Source organism: Ammonicoccus luteus (genome assembly GCF_050880385.1).
Lineage (GTDB): Bacteria > Actinomycetota > Actinomycetes > Propionibacteriales > Propionibacteriaceae > Enemella.
Map to the genome: position 1 here is coordinate 874,791 of NZ_JBNZCI010000001.1, position 16,942 is coordinate 891,732.

16 protein-coding genes are annotated in these 16,942 nt (G+C 66.5%); 5 read left to right on the forward strand and 11 right to left on the reverse strand.

The genetic code is table 11. The features are described 5' to 3' along the window. Window positions 1-174: 174 nt before the first annotated feature. Window positions 175-915: a DNA repair protein RecO gene (gene recO / locus ACQ260_RS04105; RefSeq protein ID WP_432558116.1), complete on the reverse strand. Its 741-nt coding sequence runs from the start codon at window positions 913-915 to the stop codon at window positions 175-177. Between the two features lie 96 nt (window positions 916-1,011). After that, window positions 1,012-1,854 (reverse strand): SGNH/GDSL hydrolase family protein, encoded by an 843-nt coding sequence (locus tag ACQ260_RS04110; protein ID WP_432558117.1) that lies wholly within the window; start codon window positions 1,852-1,854, stop codon window positions 1,012-1,014. A gap of 132 nt (window positions 1,855-1,986) precedes the next feature. On the opposite strand from ACQ260_RS04110, the gene ACQ260_RS04115 reads away from it, so the two are divergent. Together ACQ260_RS04115 and glpK are read left to right on the forward strand one after the other, a co-directional pair. After that, complete coding sequence (locus ACQ260_RS04115; protein WP_432558118.1) at window positions 1,987-2,826, forward strand: isoprenyl transferase; 840 nt, start codon at window positions 1,987-1,989, stop codon at window positions 2,824-2,826. Beyond that, window positions 2,823-4,340, forward strand: a complete 1,518-nt coding sequence (gene glpK / locus ACQ260_RS04120) for a glycerol kinase GlpK (protein ID WP_432558119.1) — start codon at window positions 2,823-2,825, stop codon at window positions 4,338-4,340. The genes ACQ260_RS04115 and glpK overlap by 4 nt, the downstream gene beginning before the upstream one ends. Window positions 4,341-4,440: 100 nt before the next feature. On the opposite strand, the gene leuA is transcribed toward glpK, so the two are convergent. The 3 genes from leuA to argG all read right to left on the reverse strand — a co-directional run bounded on the left by leuA (window position 4,441) and on the right by argG (window position 8,443). Continuing rightward, entirely contained in the window at window positions 4,441-6,192 is a 1,752-nt protein-coding gene (gene leuA / locus ACQ260_RS04125; protein ID WP_432558120.1) for a 2-isopropylmalate synthase, read from the reverse strand. A gap of 235 nt (window positions 6,193-6,427) precedes the next feature. After that, complete coding sequence (locus tag ACQ260_RS04130; protein WP_432558121.1) at window positions 6,428-6,841, reverse strand: SRPBCC family protein; 414 nt, start codon at window positions 6,839-6,841, stop codon at window positions 6,428-6,430. A 183-nt stretch (window positions 6,842-7,024) separates the two neighbouring features. Continuing rightward, on the reverse strand, window positions 7,025-8,443 hold the full coding sequence (argG, locus tag ACQ260_RS04135; RefSeq protein WP_432558122.1) for an argininosuccinate synthase: 1,419 nt from the start codon (window positions 8,441-8,443) through the stop codon (window positions 7,025-7,027). 142 nt (window positions 8,444-8,585) lie between these two features. Between argG and ACQ260_RS04140 the strand changes: the two genes are divergently transcribed. Together ACQ260_RS04140 and ACQ260_RS04145 are read left to right on the forward strand one after the other, a co-directional pair. Then, window positions 8,586-9,206 (forward strand): TetR/AcrR family transcriptional regulator, encoded by a 621-nt coding sequence (locus ACQ260_RS04140; protein ID WP_432558123.1) that lies wholly within the window; start codon window positions 8,586-8,588, stop codon window positions 9,204-9,206. Window positions 9,207-9,208: 2 nt separating this feature from the next. Continuing rightward, window positions 9,209-10,009: a maleylpyruvate isomerase family mycothiol-dependent enzyme gene (locus ACQ260_RS04145; protein WP_432558124.1), complete on the forward strand. Its 801-nt coding sequence runs from the start codon at window positions 9,209-9,211 to the stop codon at window positions 10,007-10,009. 33 nt (window positions 10,010-10,042) lie between these two features. Here ACQ260_RS04145 and era read toward each other — a convergent pair whose 3' ends face one another. From era to ACQ260_RS04170, 5 genes are all read right to left on the reverse strand, one after another. Beyond that, a complete protein-coding gene (gene era, locus ACQ260_RS04150) occupies window positions 10,043-10,981 on the reverse strand; it encodes a GTPase Era (RefSeq protein ID WP_432558367.1) in 939 nt (312 codons plus the stop codon). Window positions 10,982-11,099: 118 nt separating this feature from the next. Beyond that, window positions 11,100-12,443, reverse strand: a complete 1,344-nt coding sequence (locus ACQ260_RS04155; RefSeq protein ID WP_432558125.1) for a hemolysin family protein — start codon at window positions 12,441-12,443, stop codon at window positions 11,100-11,102. Between the two features lies 1 nt (window position 12,444). Next, entirely contained in the window at window positions 12,445-12,903 is a 459-nt protein-coding gene (gene ybeY / locus ACQ260_RS04160; protein ID WP_432558126.1) for an rRNA maturation RNase YbeY, read from the reverse strand. Then, window positions 12,900-13,835, reverse strand: a complete 936-nt coding sequence (locus ACQ260_RS04165) for a PhoH family protein (protein ID WP_432558368.1) — start codon at window positions 13,833-13,835, stop codon at window positions 12,900-12,902. Before ACQ260_RS04165 ends, ybeY begins: the two co-directional genes overlap by 4 nt. A gap of 189 nt (window positions 13,836-14,024) precedes the next feature. Beyond that, a complete protein-coding gene (locus ACQ260_RS04170; RefSeq protein ID WP_432558127.1) occupies window positions 14,025-14,474 on the reverse strand; it encodes a DUF5709 domain-containing protein in 450 nt (149 codons plus the stop codon). A 129-nt stretch (window positions 14,475-14,603) separates the two neighbouring features. Between ACQ260_RS04170 and ACQ260_RS04175 the strand changes: the two genes are divergently transcribed. Then, complete coding sequence (locus ACQ260_RS04175) at window positions 14,604-15,698, forward strand: ADP-ribosylglycohydrolase family protein (protein WP_432558128.1); 1,095 nt, start codon at window positions 14,604-14,606, stop codon at window positions 15,696-15,698. Window positions 15,699-15,741: 43 nt separating this feature from the next. Here ACQ260_RS04175 and ACQ260_RS04180 read toward each other — a convergent pair whose 3' ends face one another. Further along, entirely contained in the window at window positions 15,742-16,890 is a 1,149-nt protein-coding gene (locus tag ACQ260_RS04180) for an SPFH domain-containing protein (protein WP_432558129.1), read from the reverse strand. Window positions 16,891-16,942 lie beyond the last annotated feature (52 nt).

A 16,942-nucleotide genomic window follows, 5' to 3' on the forward strand; every position in this document is an offset into this window, starting at 1 on the left:
CCCACTCGGCCCGAAAGACCTCTCGGTCATACCAGCCCCTGGGATGTACCACAGGAAGCGGCAGCATCTCCCCAGGCGAGGTTGCACCAACTCTGTTGGTACATCTCAGGGTGCGAGCGCCCGATCCGCCAAAAACCCGGACCGCAGGGCGCTGTCGGCGACCCAGCCCAGGAATCAGCGCTCCAGATGCGCGAACGACCGCAGGCCTCGTTCCAGGTGCCAGGTCACGAACGCCGCAGTGAGTCCGCTGCCTTCCCGGATGACCTCGGGAGTGGCCTCGCGGGTCGCGGGCCAGTCTCCGGTGAGCAGCGCGGCGAGGTACGTCAGCGTCGCAGGCCTGGGCTGCGCCGACCCCGGCGGGCGGCAGACGCTGCACACCACGCCACCGGCTGCCGGGGAGAACGCCCGGTGCGGGCCCTCGGTGCCGCACTTCGCGCAGTCGGTGAACGTCGGCGCATAGCCGGCCACTGCCAGGGACCGCAGGAGAAATGAGTCGAGGATCGTCGCCGTCTCCCTCGGTCCGTCGGAGGTGCCCTCGTTGAGCACGCGCAGTGCGCCGACGAGGAGCAGGTACTGCTGCACCGCAGGCTGTCCCTCCTCGGTCACCAACCGGTCGGCGGTCTCGAGCATGACCTGCCCGGCCGTATATCGCGGAAAGTCCCCCGCCAGCCGATCGCCGAACGCATGCAGCGACTCCACCTGCGCGACGATGTCCAAGCTGCGGCCGGTGGCCAGCTGCACGTCGATGTGGCTGAACGGTTCGAGCCGGGCACCGAACTTCGACGACGTGCGACGCACCCCGCGCGCGGCCGCGCGTACCTTCCCGTGCCGACGCGACAACAGGGTGATGATGCGGTCGGCTTCACCCAGCTTGTGGGTGCGCAGCACGACGGCTTCATCACGATAGGTGGCCACCGGCCAATTATCCCCGACGTCGCCGCCGATCTCGTGCGGAGCTCGTCAGCGCGTCGAGGGGGAACAGCTGGACACCGCGCCGTGCGTCCCGGCGACTCAGTTTCCGGCCGTGGCCCTGGTGACGATTCCGTTGACGCCGAACTGCCGGGCGACCACGCGGGCGTACGCAACCTGTCCTGCATCGTTTGGGTGGAACAGTTCGAAGAGCGCGACCTGGTCGGTGAGGCCGTTGACGTACGGCACCCGGGCGCAGCTCGCATGGCCCTTGAACGCCGGAGTCGGGTCGGCAAACACAAGACCGGCTGCCTCCGCCTGTGCCTTGATCACCGCGTTGAGCCGGTCAGTGGCCTGGTTGAGCAGCTTGAACTCGGCCCGGGTGAAAGCCTGCCCATCGAGGCAGTCATCGTGCTTGAACAGGTTCGGATAGCCGACGACTACCACTGTGGCATCGGGAGCGGCCAGGTTGATCTTGCCGAACAGCCCGGCGAGGCCGGCCGCAAACTGCGGGCTGGCCGCGATGGATTCCGCGTACGCCACCGCCGCGGCACAGGCCTCGTCCGGCTGCAGGGCACAGGCGAGCAGCACATTCGAGAAGCCGACATCGTTGCCGCCGGCGGTGACCGTGATGTAGTCGGTGCCCGGCTCGAGCTGGTCGACCTGCGCGGCGATCCCGGAGATCGTGGCGCCGGAGCACGCCAGATAGTCGAGGTCCCATCCGGTCGCATTCGCGATCAGGGCGGGATAGCCCTCGGGTGACTGGAAGCAGGAGGTCGCAGGGCTGCCGGTCCCCACTCCTGCAGAGAAGGAATCGCCGAGGGCGGCATATCGAGGAGCGTCGGCAGAAGCAGTCGTCTCGGCGTATGCGGTGCCGAGAGACCCACCGAGCGCGAGGATTCCGGCGGCGACGGCCGTGCTGCCACGAAGGAGCCAGTTGTTCATGAGAGTTAGATTCCAGTAAGGCCGGCAGGGTGTCAATGGGCTTCGGCCATCATCGCGACCTCTCGTCTGCGTCGCCACGCGCCGATTTCGGTGGCTGCCCCGATGTCGGCCGGAGTCGCTACGCTCACGACTGTGAGCCGGAAGTCCAAGCCTGTCCCACCACGACGCACGCCCAGCCCCCACCCGTCCGGGGCCAGACCACCCGTGCTGCCCAAGGAAGTGATCCCTCAGCACGTGGCGATCGTGATGGACGGCAACGGGCGCTGGGCGAAGGCCCGCAACCTGCCGCGGACCAAGGGGCACGAAGCCGGCGAGGCGGTGCTGTTCGACGTGATCGAGGGCGCGATCGAGATCGGGGTGAAATATCTGTCGGTCTATGCCTTCTCCACCGAGAACTGGCGTCGCTCCCCCGACGAGGTGCGGTTCCTGATGGGGTTCAACCGCGATGTGATCCACCGGCGACGGGACGAGTTGGATGATCTGGGAGTGCGCGTGCGCTGGGCCGGACGTCGCCCCCGGCTATGGGGTTCGGTGATCAAGGAGCTCCAGACCGCCGAGGAACAGAGCAGGAACAACGACACGCTGGTGTTGCAGTTCTGCGTGAACTACGGCGGTCGGGCCGAGATCGTCGACGCCGCACGTCAGGTCGCCGAGCTCGCCAAACAAGGCAAGCTCGATCCGGCGCGCTTGACCGAGGACCGGTTCCGCGCGTTCCTCGACGAGCCGGAGATCCCGGATGTCGACCTCTTCGTGCGGTCCTCGGGCGAGCAGCGCTTTTCGAACTTCCTGCTGTGGCAGTCCGCCTATGCCGAGATGGTTTTCCTCGACACCCTTTGGCCGGACTGGGATCGTCGTCACCTGTGGCAAGCCATTGAGTTGTACGCCCAACGCGACCGCCGCTATGGCGGCGCCATCCCCAACACGGTGATCCCCGACGCCACCGAGACGGACAAGCCAGAGGCAGCCCGATGACCGACCGAAAATATGTCCTGTCCATCGACCAGGGCACCACCTCGACCAGGGCGATCGTGTTCGACCATGCCGGACACGCGGTCGCGGCCGGCCAGGCCGAACACCAGCAGTTGTTCCCCCGGCCCGGCTGGGTCGAGCACGACCCCATGGAGATCTGGACGAACACGATTCAATGCGTCGCGCTGGCGCTCACGCGGGCCCGGATCACCCACCTGCACGTCGCCGCGATCGGCATCACCAACCAGCGCGAGACGACCGTGGTGTGGGATGTCCGCACCGGCCAGCCGGTCACCAACGCGATCGTCTGGCAGGACACGCGCACGGCGGAACTGTGCCGCGAACTCGGCGGTGATGAGGGGGCGGACCGTTGGAAGGATCGCGTCGGTCTGCCGCTGGCGACCTATTTCGCGGGACCGAAGGTCCGTTGGGTCCTCGACAACGTCGAGGGCGCGCGAGCGGACGCGGAGGCCGGGCATTTGCGAATGGGCACGATCGACTCGTGGCTGATCTGGAACCTGACGGGCGGCCCGAACGGCGGCCTGCATGTCACGGACGTGACCAACGCGTCGCGAACGATGCTGATGGATCTGCGCACGCTCGAGTGGGACCAGGAGATCGCGCGGGCGATGGACATCCCCCGGTCGATGCTTCCGGAGATCCGGCCGTCGGTGGGCGACTTCGGCACGGTCGGGTCGACCGGCCTGCTGGGAGGCAGGCCGATCACGGGCGTTCTCGGCGATCAGCAGGCTGCGCTGTTCGGTCAGGCCTGCTTCACACCCGGCATGGCAAAAAATACGTATGGCACCGGCTGCTTCGTGCTGACCAACACCGGCGATGAGGTCATCGAGTCGAAGTCAGGACTCGTTTCGACGGTCGGCTATCAGCTCGCGGGCGAGCCCGCGGTCTATGCGCTCGAGGGCTCCATCGCGGTCGCCGGGTCGCTCATCCAGTGGCTGCGGGACAACCTCGGCCTGATCGCCTCCGCCCCCGAAGTGGAAGAACTCGCGGCGTCGGTGGAGGATAACGGGGGTGCGTACATCGTGCCCGCCTTCTCCGGCCTCTTCGCCCCGCACTGGCGCGACGACGCCCGCGGGGTGATTGCGGGGCTCACGCGCTACGTGACCAAGGCGCACCTGGCGCGGGCGGCGCTCGAGGCGTCTGCTTACCAAACCCGCGACGTGCTGGACGCAATGCAGTCCGATTCGGGCAGGCCGATCTCCGAATTACGCGTCGACGGCGGCATGACTGCCAACGAGTTGCTGATGCAGTTCCAGGCCGACCAACTGGGCATCGACGTCATCCGGCCGACGGTGATCGAGACGACCGCTTTGGGCGCCGCCTATGCCGCTGGTGTCGGCGTCGGATTCTGGTCCGGCACCGACGAAGTCACCGGCAACTGGTCCGAGGAGCTCCGCTGGTCCGCCGCCATGGACCGCGCCGAGGCCGACCGGTTGCACCGCAACTGGACCAAGGCCGTCGAGCGGACGATGGGCTGGGTGGACGGGGACACGTGATCCGGCCGACCACTCCGCCACCCGACCTGTCCGGTCGCACGCGATAACGCCCCCGGCCCGGCACCACTGTGGGACCGGGCCGGGTTTCGGTTACGCAGACTCAGCGAATCGCGCGATTGACCGCGTTGTTCACCGCCATCAGCGACGCGGTGATGATGTTCTCGTGGATGCCGACGCCCCACATGATGCGGGCCTCCTCGGCTTCCCCGATCTCGCACTCGACGAACGCGGCAGCCTTGGCATCGCCGCCGGCGGCCATCGCGTGCTCGCGATAATCGAGGACGCGGACGGCGCGGTGACCGAAGCTGGAGAGCGCATCGACATACGCCGACACCGGGCCGTTGCCCTCACCGTGGATCCAGAACTCCTCGCCGTTCATCGAGACCAATGCGTCGACGGTGTCGATGCCGTTGTTCACGGTCTTGATGCTGGACACCTGCAGTGGACCGTCGGCCTGGATGTATTCGTTCTGGAAGATCTCCCACAGCTCTTCCGAGGTGATCTCGTGGCTGGTCTCGTCGGTCTCCCGCTGAACCACGCGCGAGAACTCGATCTGCAGACGACGCGGCAGGTCGAGTTTGTGGTCGGCCTTCATGATGTACGCCATCCCGCCCTTGCCGGACTGCGAGTTGACGCGGATCACGGCCTCATAGGTGCGCCCGACATCGTGGGGATCGATCGGCAGATAAGGCGCCTCCCAGGCGATCTCGTGGATGCCCTTGCCCTGCTCGGTCGCCTCCTTTTCCAGCGCCTCGAGGCCCTTCTTGATGGCGTCCTGGTGGGAGCCGGAGAAGGCGGTGAACACCAGGTCGCCGGCATAGGGGTGCCGGGGATGAACGGGCAGACCGGTGCAATATTCAACGGTCCGGCGGATCTCGTCGATGTTGGAGAAGTCGATCATCGGGTCGATGCCCTGGCTGAACAGGTTCATGCCCAGGGTGACCAGGTCCACGTTGCCGGTGCGCTCGCCGTGACCGAACAGGCAGCCCTCCACGCGATCCGCACCGGCCATGACGCCGAGCTCGGTGGCGGCCACCGCGGTGCCCCGGTCGTTGTGGGGGTGCAGCGAGATCGCGACGTGGTCACGGTTGCGGACGTGACGACCGAAATATTCGATCTGGTCGGCATAAGTGTTCGGCGTCGACATCTCGACCGTGGCCGGCAGGTTCAGAATGATCTCGCGGTCAGCCTCGGGCTGCCACACGTCCATGACACCGTTGCAGACCTCGATGGCGAAATCTGTGGGGGTCTGCGTGAAGATCTCCGGGGAATATTGATAACCGAACTTCACGTCGCCGAGGTTCTGTTCGGCGTACTTCATCACCATCTCCGTGCCCCGCTTCGCCAGCGCGATGCACTCGGCTTCGTCGATGCCGAACACGACGCGACGGAACAGTTCCGCGGTCGCGTTGTAGAGGTGGATGTTGGCCTTGTTGGCGCCAACCAGTGACTGGACGGTGCGCTCGATGAGGTCCTCACGCGCTTGGGTGAGCACGGACACGTGCACGTCGTCGGGGATCGCGTCCTCTTCGATCAGATGCCGCACGAAGTCGAAGTCGGTCTGCGACGCGGACGGGAAACCGATCTCGATTTCCTTGTAGCCCATCTGCACCAGCATGTCGAACATGCGCCGCTTGCGCGCGGGAGTCATGGGGTCGATGAGCGCCTGGTTGCCGTCCCGCAGGTCGGTCGACAGCCAGCGCGGAGCCTTGGTGATCTTCTTGGTCGGCCATGTCCGATCAGGGACGTCGACCGGCTGGAAGGCCGTATAGCGGTGGTAGGGCATCGGGCTCGGCTGCTGCACGGGCTTGGTCTGAACCCGGGTGCCGAACGCATTGGGAGAGAAAGTCATTGGTGTCCTCGCTGATCGAAATGGTCATCGGCGGGACGGCGCGCGAGACTCCGCAGCGAGGAGGCCATCCCGTCAGAGGACCTCGCTGCGGCACCCAAGGAGGAGGGTCCACCGAGCCATGCGAGGAACAATAACCCATGTTCGCCCTGATCGGGAATGCGGCTCGGACGCGAACGACCCCCGCAGGGCTTGCGCCACGGTGCGGGGGCCGGAAGGTCGGTAGCGGGGACCGAAATCAGTTCGCCTGCTCTTCGATGCGGGTGAGTGCGGCATCCCAGTGCTGGGCGAGCCACTCGCGATCGACGTCACCGGGCAGGTTCTCGTGCACGAGCTCCAGCTCGGTGCTGTCGTCACCGAGGGAACGCATATGGAGGTCGACCAGGGTCGCCGGGGCGTCTTCGTTTGCGTGCCAGGAGAACCGGATCTGCTCGAGGGGATGGAAACTGCGAGTGACGCCATAGCTGCCGTCGGTGGCCTGCCAGCCGTCGCCCTTGTTGCCCAGTTCACCGCCTTCGCCGAGCAGTGCGCTGGCGCCCTCAGGGGCCATCAGGGAATCCCACACGCGGTTGATCGACTGCGGGAGCGTGCGGGTGACCCTGACGCTGTCGGTGAGCGTGGTGTCCTCCGTGCCGGTGGTTTCGGTGGCCATGTGTCTGCCTTCCGTTGGGTTTTCTGCGTCTGGCGTTGACGCGTTCTGACAAGCCTAGATCCGGAGACCGACAACGAACAGGACTGGCGTCACAGCACTTCGTGTGGACTCCATCACCTCGCCCTTGTTCGTCATCGGTTCACCATGGTTCGCGGGCTTCTGCCCGCTGTTTCGCGGGCGATTTCAGTCGACGCCGAGGTCGAACGCGGCGCGGTCCAGGAGCTCCTCGCCTTCCTCTTCCGGACGTCCGGCAGAGATGGCCTGGGCGCCACCGCTCTCCAGCTCGCCGACCAGCTCGGCGGTGGCCCCGCCGACGACGCCGATCTGTGCGTACTGCTCGAGCCGCGCCCGCGAGTCGGCGATGTCGAGGTTGCGCATGGTGAGCTGACCGATGCGGTCCTCCGGCCCGAACGCCGCGTCACCGACCCGCTCCATGGACAGCTTCTCCGGGTGATAGCTGAGCCCCGGACCGGAGGTGTCGAGGAACTGATAATCGTCGCCCCGGCGCAAGCGGACGGTCACCGATCCGGTCACGGCCGAGCCGACCCACCGCACGATCGATTCGCGCAGCATGAGCGACTGAGGATCCATCCAGCGCCCCTCATACATCAAGCGCCCGAGCCGCCGGCCCTCGTTGTGATAGTTCGCGATCGTGTCCTCGTTGTGAATCGCATTGAGCAGCCGCTCATAACCGATGTGGAGCAGCGCCATGCCGGGGGCCTCATAGATGCCGCGGGACTTCGCCTCGATGATCCGGTTCTCGATCTGGTCGGAGACCCCGAGTCCGTGCCGGCCGCCGATCTCGTTGGCGAGCATCACCAGACCGACGGGATCGGAGGCGAAGTCCTGGCCGTTGATCGCGACCGGCCGCCCCTGCTCGAAGGTCAGCGTGACCTCCTCGGTCGCGATCTCGACGTCCTCACGCCACGCGGCGACTCCCATGATCGGCTCGACGATGTCGAGGCCGGTGTCGAGGTGTTCCAGTCGCTTGGCCTCATGAGTCGCGCCCCAGATGTTGGCGTCGGTGGAATAGGCCTTTTCCTTCGAATCGCGATAGGGCAGGTTGCGCTCGGTGAGCCACTGGCTCATCTCGTCGCGGCCACCGAGCTCATCGACGAACTCGGTGTCCAGCCAGGGCTTGTAGATTCGGAGGTTCGGGTTGGCCAACAGGCCGTAGCGATAGAACCGCTCGATGTCGTTGCCTTTGTAGGTCGAGCCATCGCCCCAGATGTCGACCTGGTCGTCCTTCATGGCCCGCACGAGCAACATGCCGGTCACGGCGCGACCGAGCGGGGTGGTGTTGAAATAAACCTTGCCGGCCGTCCGGATGTGGAAGGCGCCGCACATCAGCGCGACGAGCCCTTCCTCGACCAGCGCCTCCTTGCAGTCGACCAGGCGGGCGATCTCCGCACCGTACTCCCCCGCACGCCCGGGGACCGACTCGATGTCCGGCTCGTCGTACTGCCCGATATCAGCCGTGTACGTGCACGGGATCGCGCCCTTCTCACGCATCCACGCGACAGCAACAGAGGTGTCGAGCCCGCCGGAAAAGGCGATGCCGACGCGTTCACCGACAGGGAGACTGGTCAGAACCTTGGACATGCCCGGAAGCCTAGCGCATAGTTATGCCATCGAGCGAATGTTCATGCCCTACGCCCCTCCCGCGTTAAATCGCGGGCAGCCACTCGCACCCGAGGCCCGACAGCTCTTGATTTCCTAATGCCATTAGGAGATCATTTTTCCCATGGGCAAGGTCGAGGAGCGCCGCGCGCGAGTGACCGACGCGATCGTCGCAGCCGCCACCGAGGTCATGGCCGAGAGTGGCGCGGCAGCCCTGTCGCTCGGCGAGGTGGCCCGCCGCGTTGGCATGCGTACGCCCTCGCTCTATGGCTATTTCGGCAGCCGGGGAGAACTGTGCGATGAGATCTTCCGGCGCGGGTGGATCGACTACGGCCGGCTGACGGCCGGACTCGAGATCACAGCAGGAACCGACCTGCGGGAGGAACTGCGCAGCGGAATCCTCGCCTCGGTGTCCTGGGCCAACGACAACCGGGCTGCGGCCGAGCTGATGTTCTGGCGGCCCATCCCGAACTGGCGGCCGGCGAGCGAGGCCTTCGCCCCGGCGATCGAGATGGTTGCCCGCACCACGAGGATCGTTGCCGATGCACAATCCGTCGGCCTGCTTCGAGCGGACGCCGAGGTGACGGAGATGAGCGAGCTGCTCGGTGTGATCTTTTCCGGTGTGATCAGCCAGCAGCTGTCGAACGAGCCCGGGGTCCGTGCCGAGGACGGCCGGATCAGCAGACATGCCGGCGCCTTCGCCGACATGTTCATGAGTCATTACGGCAGCACCGAGGAGGCATGAACATGACCCAGACGGCGACCATGCGGGCACGGGAGCTGCCCCAGACCGACCCCGCGACAGCACGCGCGAATCTGACAGCGGAGTTCGTCGCGCTCATCGATCTGGTCGACGGGCTGGCCCCCGACGACTGGACGAGACCGACCGAGTGCACCGGCTGGACGGTCCGGCACATGGTCGCGCACATCGCGGGCAGCGCCGAGTGCGCGGTGCGCAAATCCACTTTGCTGAGGGTGTATGCCTCGGCGGGTTGGAACTCCCGCAAGGCACCGGACACGTTCATCGATCACATGTGCGCCGCACAGATCGCGGCGCGGGCGGACATGACCGACCGGGAGGTGGCCGCGGATCTGAAGCGATGGGCCCGGGACGCGCCTGCCCGGCTCGCAGCGGCACCCGGGTTCATCCGCCGCCTGCGCGTGCCTGCGGCCAGCGGCGCGCCGAAGGGCGCGACCCTGAGCTGGTTCCTGGATGTCATCAACACCCGGGACGTGTGGATGCACCGGGTGGATCTCGCCCGGGCGCTCGGGGTCGCCCGCGAGACGACCGTCGCGGAGCCCGAAGCGGTCCGACAGGTGATCCGTGATCTCGACACCGACTGGTCCGGCCCGCCGCTCGCGCTCACCCTGACCGGGGTTGGCGGCGGGACCTGGCGGATCGGTGCGGGCGACCCGGTGGCGCACGTCACCGAGGATGCGGTGGCGTTCCTCCGGCTCCTGTCCGGGCGATCGGACGAGTGCCCGCTCGCAACTGACGGCGATCCGTCCGCAGCGGATTCCTTGCGCGCGGCTCGGGTGCTCTTCTGATCGGCGTCCCGCCCGCGGGGGCGGCGTACCGACTCAGAACCCCAGCCGGTTGAGGTGTTTCGGGTCGCGCTGCCATTCCTTGAGCACCTTGACGCGCAGATCCAGGTGGACCGGTGTGCCGAGCAGGCGCTGGATCTGCTGGCGGGCCGCCGACCCGACCTCGCGGAGGCGACTGCCGCGGTGCCCGATCATGATCCCCTTCTGGGAATCGCGCTCGACGATGAGGTTCGCATAGATGTCCAGCAGCGGCTTGTCCTCCGGACGTCCGTCGCGAAGGCCCATCTCCTCGATCGTCACCACAATTGAATGCGGCAGCTCGTCGCGCACGCCCTCCAGCGCGGATTCACGGATGAGCTCCGCGACCAACGTCTCGGTGGGTTCGTCGGTGATCTCGCCGTCGGGATAGTACGCCGGCCCCTCCGGCAGCAACGACACAAGAAGGTCGCCCACCTTCTCGACCTGGTCCCCCGACACCGCGGACACCGGCACCATGTGCTCCCACCGGATGCCGATCTTCTCCTCCATCGCGGCGATGGCGAGCAGATGCTGCCGCATCCGCTCCCCCGACACCAGGTCGGACTTGGTGGCCAGCGCGATCAGCTTCGGCCGGTTGGGCAACTCCGCGATCTGGGTCACCAGATAGGTGTCGCCCGGACCGATGCGCTGGTCGGCGGGCAAGCAGACGCCGATGACATCCACCTCCGACCAGGTTTCGTGGACGAGATCGTTCAGCCTCTCCCCCAGCAGCGTCCGCGGCTTGTGCAGACCCGGGGTGTCGATGAGCACCATCTGTGCATCCGGCCGGTGCACGATGCCGCGGATCGCGTGGCGCGTCGTCTGCGGTTTGGACGAGGTGATCGCAATCTTGCTGCCCACCAGCGCGTTGGTCAGCGTCGACTTGCCGGCATTCGGACGGCCGACGAAGCAGGCGAAACCGGACCGGAATCCCTCGGGACGACCAGCGTCTCCCATGCCCAGCGTCACCGTGGTCTCCTTCGGTCGGTTCGGGCGGCGCCGGTCGGCACTCCCGGAGTTGGGTGCGGGTTGTGGCCGCTGACGGCGGCCCCGGCAGCATCAAAGCACAAGAGCCTCACGTGGCGCGGTCGGCTGATTCCCTGGCGAACGCGGCGGCCGCGTCGACACCGACGTCATCCGTGTCGTCCCCGGCCACGCGGGTGACCAGGAGGGTCGAGATCTGGTTGCGGCGGCCCTGCCCGCGCTCCGCGACGAGCTCGAGGCCATGGACCCGGGCAGCCGACCCGGGGATGGGGACCTTGTTGAGCTCCTTGGCCAGCAGTCCACCGGCGGAGTCGACGTCCTCGTCGTCCAGGTCGAGACCGAAGAGCTCACCGAGCTCGTCGATCGGCAGACGGGAGGAGACCCGATAGCGGTCCGGACCCAACTGCACGAACGGCGGCTGTTCGGATTCGTCGAACTCGTCCACGATCTCTCCGACGATCTCCTCGAGGATGTCCTCGATCGTGGCCAGGCCGGCGGTCCCGCCGAACTCATCGACCACCAGCACCAGGTGGCTCCGGCTCGCCTGCATGTCCCGCAGGAGTTCGTCGACCGGTTTGGAGTCCGGGCACCAGACCGGCTCGCGCATCATCGACGACACCTTTTCCGACGTCTGGGAATTCGCGTTGTCATAGACGCGTTTCATGACGTCCTTGAGATAGAGCACACCGATCACGTCGTCGAGGCCGCCCTCCCCGATGACCGGGATCCGGCTGAAGCCAGATCGCAGCGCCAAGGACATCGCCTGGCGCAGGGTCTTGTTGTGTTCGATGAACACGACGTTGGTGCGCGGCACCATGACTTCCTTGACGATGGAGTCCCCGAGATCGAACACGGAGCGGATCATCCGGTGCTCGCGTGCCTCGATCAGTTCGCTGGCCACGGCCTTGTCGACCATCTCGCGCAGTTCCGCCTCGGTGCTGAACGGCCCGTCGGCGAATCCACGGCCCGGGGTCAGCGCGTTCCCCAGCAGGATCAACAGCTGCGGCAGCGGCCCGAGGATCGTCGTCAGCATCGACAACGGCCCGGACGCGGCGAGCGCGATCCGGTCCGCGTGCTGCCGCCCGAGGGTCCGCGGGGCGACGCCCCACAGCACATAGGACACCAGCACCATCGAGCCGATGATCGTCAACAACCGCTGCCAGTTCTCGGTGAGGTTCGTGATGACCACCATCGCCACGAGCGTGATCGCACCGATCTCGAACAGGGTGCGGACGAACAGCGTCGTGTTGAGATAGGGCGGCGGGTCGGCCGTGATCAGCGCCAGACGCTTGGCTCCGGGACGCCCCTCGTCGACGAGGACCTCGGCCCGCGCCTTGGAAAACGAATACAAAGCCGCCTCGGCCGCTGCCATCAGTCCGGCGAGGACCGTCAGGAGCAGCGCCACGCCCAGCGCGATCCAGTCGATGCGCTCCACGTCAGCGGTCCCGCTGGTCCGCCCACGCGGCGAGCAGGCGGTCCTTGAGACCGAACATCTCGGCCTTCTCCTCCGGCGTCCCATGGTCGAAGCCGAGCAGGTGGAGCATCCCGTGCACGAGCAGATATTCCGCCTCGTCATCGGGCGTGCGGCCGTGTTCGGCCGCCTGTGCAGCGGTGATTGTCGGGCAGAGCACCACGTCCCCCAACAGGCCCAGTGGGGGTTCCTCCTCGTCGCTCGGCGGCCGCAACTCATCCATCGGGAACGACAACACGTCGGTCGGCCCCGGCTCCCCCATGAACTTCTCGTGATAGGCGCTCATCGTCGGCTCGTCGACGAACACGAGCGACAGCTCGGCCTGCGGATGGATGCGCAGCTCATCCAGGACGAATGTCGCGAGCCGGATCAGCCCCGTCTCGTCGACTTCGACGCCGGACTCGTTGTTGAGGTCGACGCTCATCGGCGGCCCTGCCGCTGGTCATGGACGGACTCATAGCGGTCATAGGCCGCCACGATCCTGCCGACGAGCTTGTGCCGGACGACGTCGTGGTTGGTGAGAGTGCAGAACGCGATGTCATCAACCCCGTCGAGAATGTGGCGCACCTCGCGGAGACCGCTCTTCTGACCGCCCGGCAGGTCCACCTGGGTGACGTCACCCGTCACCACCATGCGGGAGTTGAACCCGAGTCGGGTGAGGAACATCTTCATCTGTTCCATCGATGTGTTCTGGGCCTCGTCGAGGATGATGAACGCGTCGTTGAGCGTACGCCCTCGCATATAGGCGAGCGGCGCGACCTCGATCGTGCCCGCCGTCAGCAGGCGCGGAATCGCCTCGGGGTCCATCATGTCGTGCAACGCGTCGTAGAGCGGTCGCAGATAGGGGTCGATCTTGTCGCTCAGGGTGCCCGGGAGGAACCCGAGCCGCTCCCCGGCCTCGACGGCGGGCCGGGTCAGGATGATCCGGTTCACATCCTTGTTCTGCAACGCCTGAACGGCCTTGGCCATCGCGAGATAGGTCTTGCCCGTCCCCGCCGGCCCGACACCGAACACCACGGTGTGTGCGTCGATCGCATCCACATAGCGCTTCTGGTTGAGCGTCTTGGGCCGGATCGTGCGGCCCCGGCTGGACAGGATGTTGGCCGTGAGCACCTCGGCCGGTCGTTCATCAGTGTGAGCCCGCATCATTGCGACGATCCGCTCGACCGCGTCGCCGGTGAGCCCTTGGCCGGTGCGGATGACGGTGACCATCTCGGTGAGCACCTCGGTCCCGAGCGCCAATGCATCCGGATCGCCCGTCAGCGTGATCTGGTTCCCGCGGACGTGGATATCGGCATCCAACTCCGACTCGAGGATGCGCAGGAAGGCATCCGCCGGGCCGAGAATGTTGACCATGTCGATGCTCGCCGGGATCGTGATCTGGCGGGAACCGGACTCGCCTGCCACGCCCGGGCGGTCCAACTGTTGCGGTCTGATGGGGTGCCTCCATGCTCGGCGGATAATGTCCCCTCAGTGTAATGACCGCAACAGACAGCAGCACCGGGGTTTCGCCCCACACCCCCGCGAGCGGCGCATCGCTATGCGTCAGTCGTCGATGTCGCGGTCGATCTCGTCCTCGTCGATGATGTGCATCGCCGCTTCCTCGGCCGTCGCGGCGGCACCATCGATGCCGACGTCGGTGCCGATCAGCTGCGACTCGCGATCCTCCCCCGGATAGCCCTGGTTGGCGTCGACCAGACGTCCCGCCCGTCGGCGCCCCACCTCTTTGTCATCCAGATATTCGCCATCGTCCGTCGCATCGGCCTCCGGCATCTCCTGTTTGATGCGCTGCTCCAGCGTCTCGCCCTGACGCATCTCGGCCACGGTGTTGCCGAACCCCTCGGCGACGGACCAATCGTCGGGAGGGATATAGCCCTCCTCCATCGGATCGGCGATCCCACGGTCGATCAGGGTGCGATCGGACTCCAGCTGATCAAGCTGCTCGGACCCGTCGGGGACCATTTCGTCAATGAACTGGTCGTTGTCGGTGCTCATGGACCAATGTTGCCACCGATGTTCGACGCGGTCATGCCTGACTCGTGGTTCCGGAGTGTGGTCTGTGCCGCATCTGAAGGTTTGCCAATTCGCGGGGCGGCAACTCATCGAGTGAACTATTTTGGGCGCATGGGGCAGGGGGACCAAAGACCCAGCGGACGGGGCGCTGCTCCTCCGACCGGCTTTCCGGAGGCATTCACCAACAGCTTCCGCGGGATGCTGCTCGGAGGGTTGCTCGGCGACGTCCGGAACTCCGGCGACAACCTCCTCCACTCGGGACCGGTGATGCACCAGCTCTGCTGGACCATCGATGCGCTCATCCGACACCGGCTGCACACGCGCACGCAGGAACAAGGACAGGGCCTCGTCCAGACGGACCAACCGTTCTCCCCCACGTCGCACATCCGAAATGGGCTGCTCCACTGGGGATCACTCGCTCGCGGGTGGCCGAACACCGCGATGCCGGAAGGCTGGCTCGGCGAGGTGCCGGCGCTGCGCGTCGACCGCGGCCCGACCCAGGCGGAGGACTCCGCCCGCGCCGATCTCGTCGACGAACGCTCGCTGTCCCGCAACGATTTCCGCACGTCCTCGGCGCTGTTCCGGACGCTGCCGATCGCGGCGTCGTCCGTGGTCGCCGGACCGGACGTGGTGGCGGGATGGTGCGCCACCGCAACCGGGCTCACGCACGGACACCCCGAGGCCTGGAGCGCCGCCGCGCTCATGGGGGTCTTGGTGGGCAGTCACCTGACCGAGGTCTTTCGGTCCGGTCCCTGGGCGAGGATCGACGCCCTCACCACCATCAACTGGTTCTTCAGCGACATGCCGGAGCATCCGATGGCAGAGATGCTGCGACCCGGGCTCACCGACGCCGCGTGGTCGCCGGCGACTCTTGCCCGGCTCTCACCGGACGATTCAACGGCAGCGGTTCTTGCCGGCTCGCTCTATCTGTTCGAGCATTTCCGCGACGAGCGGCCGTCCGCGATCCGTGCCCTGGCGGCACGTGCTGCGGCTCCGCACGCGGTGGCCTCGCTCACGTCGGCCCTCATCGGACTGGAGCGCGGCCCGGGCGGGCTGGACTCGCGCGAACTCAGTCGACACGAACTCTCCTGGGTGCTGGACGCGTTGGCCCGCGACTACTGCGTCACGCTGTGGTCGCCACCCGCCCATCACGGCGAAATGGATGCGCTGGCAGAGATGACGCTCCGCTATCCCGAGCAGGCGTGAGCCGCACGGGACGCGGAGCGCGCGGGTTCAGCGGTGGCTGGGTTCAGTCGCGCTGGAATCGACGGGTGAGTTCGTCGCGCACGCCCTGTGGCAGATGCCCGGCGGCACGCTGCACGGCCTCGCCATAGCCGGCCTGCCGGCTCTCAAGCTCGTGTCGGCGGCGCGCATCCGCTGCCTGGAGTTCCTCGGTGCGCCGACGCTCCTCCGCGGCCCGCTGTTCGGCCGCCCGCCTGGCTCGATTGGCCTCCTGGACCTCGTCTTCATCGCCGGCGTTGCGGGCCCGATCGGCCTCCTGGCCGGTCAGCAGAGCGCTCTGGACCTCCCTGGAGAGGTCACCGAGCGCGCCCGGGTTGTTCGGGAGCATGAGGACATTGGACCGGCCGTTGCGGGCGATGTCCTGCAAGGTGTCGAAATACTGCGTCATCAACAGCAGGTGCTCGGCAGTCGCCTCGATGCCGGCGGCGCGCAACATTTCGTATTGCTCCGCGATGCCCATCGCGATCGCCTTCCGCTGCGCGGCGACGCCCTCACCCTGCAGCCGGCGGGCCTCCGCCTCGGCCTGGGCCTGGGTGACGCGCTTGATCTTGTCCGCCTCGGCGAGCGACTGAGCGGCATCCCGCTCGCGCTGTGCGGCGTTGATCGAGTTCATCGAGTCCCGCACGCGGGGGTCGGGAGAGATGTCGGTGACCAGGGTATTGACGATGCGGAAGCCATACTCCGCCATCGACCGCGACAACCGCTCCTCCACCGTGGTGGCGATGTCGTCCTTGGATTCGAACGCCGTGTCGAGGGTCAGCGTCGACAGTGCCGAGCGAACGGTGTCGAACACATAGGAGCGGATCTGCTCCTCCGGGTCGGACAGGCGATAGTACGCATCCACGACCGCATGCTCATCCACCACGTACTGCACCGCGACCGGGATCGTCACGAACACGTTGTCCTTGGTCTTGGTTTCGATGTTGACCTCGAGCTGCTTCACGCGCAGCGAGATCGGCTTGGTGATGCTGTCGATGAACGGCACCTTCGTGTTCAGCCCAGGACCGGCCACCCGGCGGAACTTGCTGAACCGCTCGATGATGACGTTCTCCTGGGTCTTGACCTGGAAGAAGATGCTGGTGCGCAGGCCGCCGAACAAAAGGATGCCGACGACCACGAGAATGATGGCGATAATGATGATGGCTTCGAAACCCATGTCGGCCTTTCACGTTATCTGGGCAGAGGGGTTGGGGGATTCGCGTCCCCCA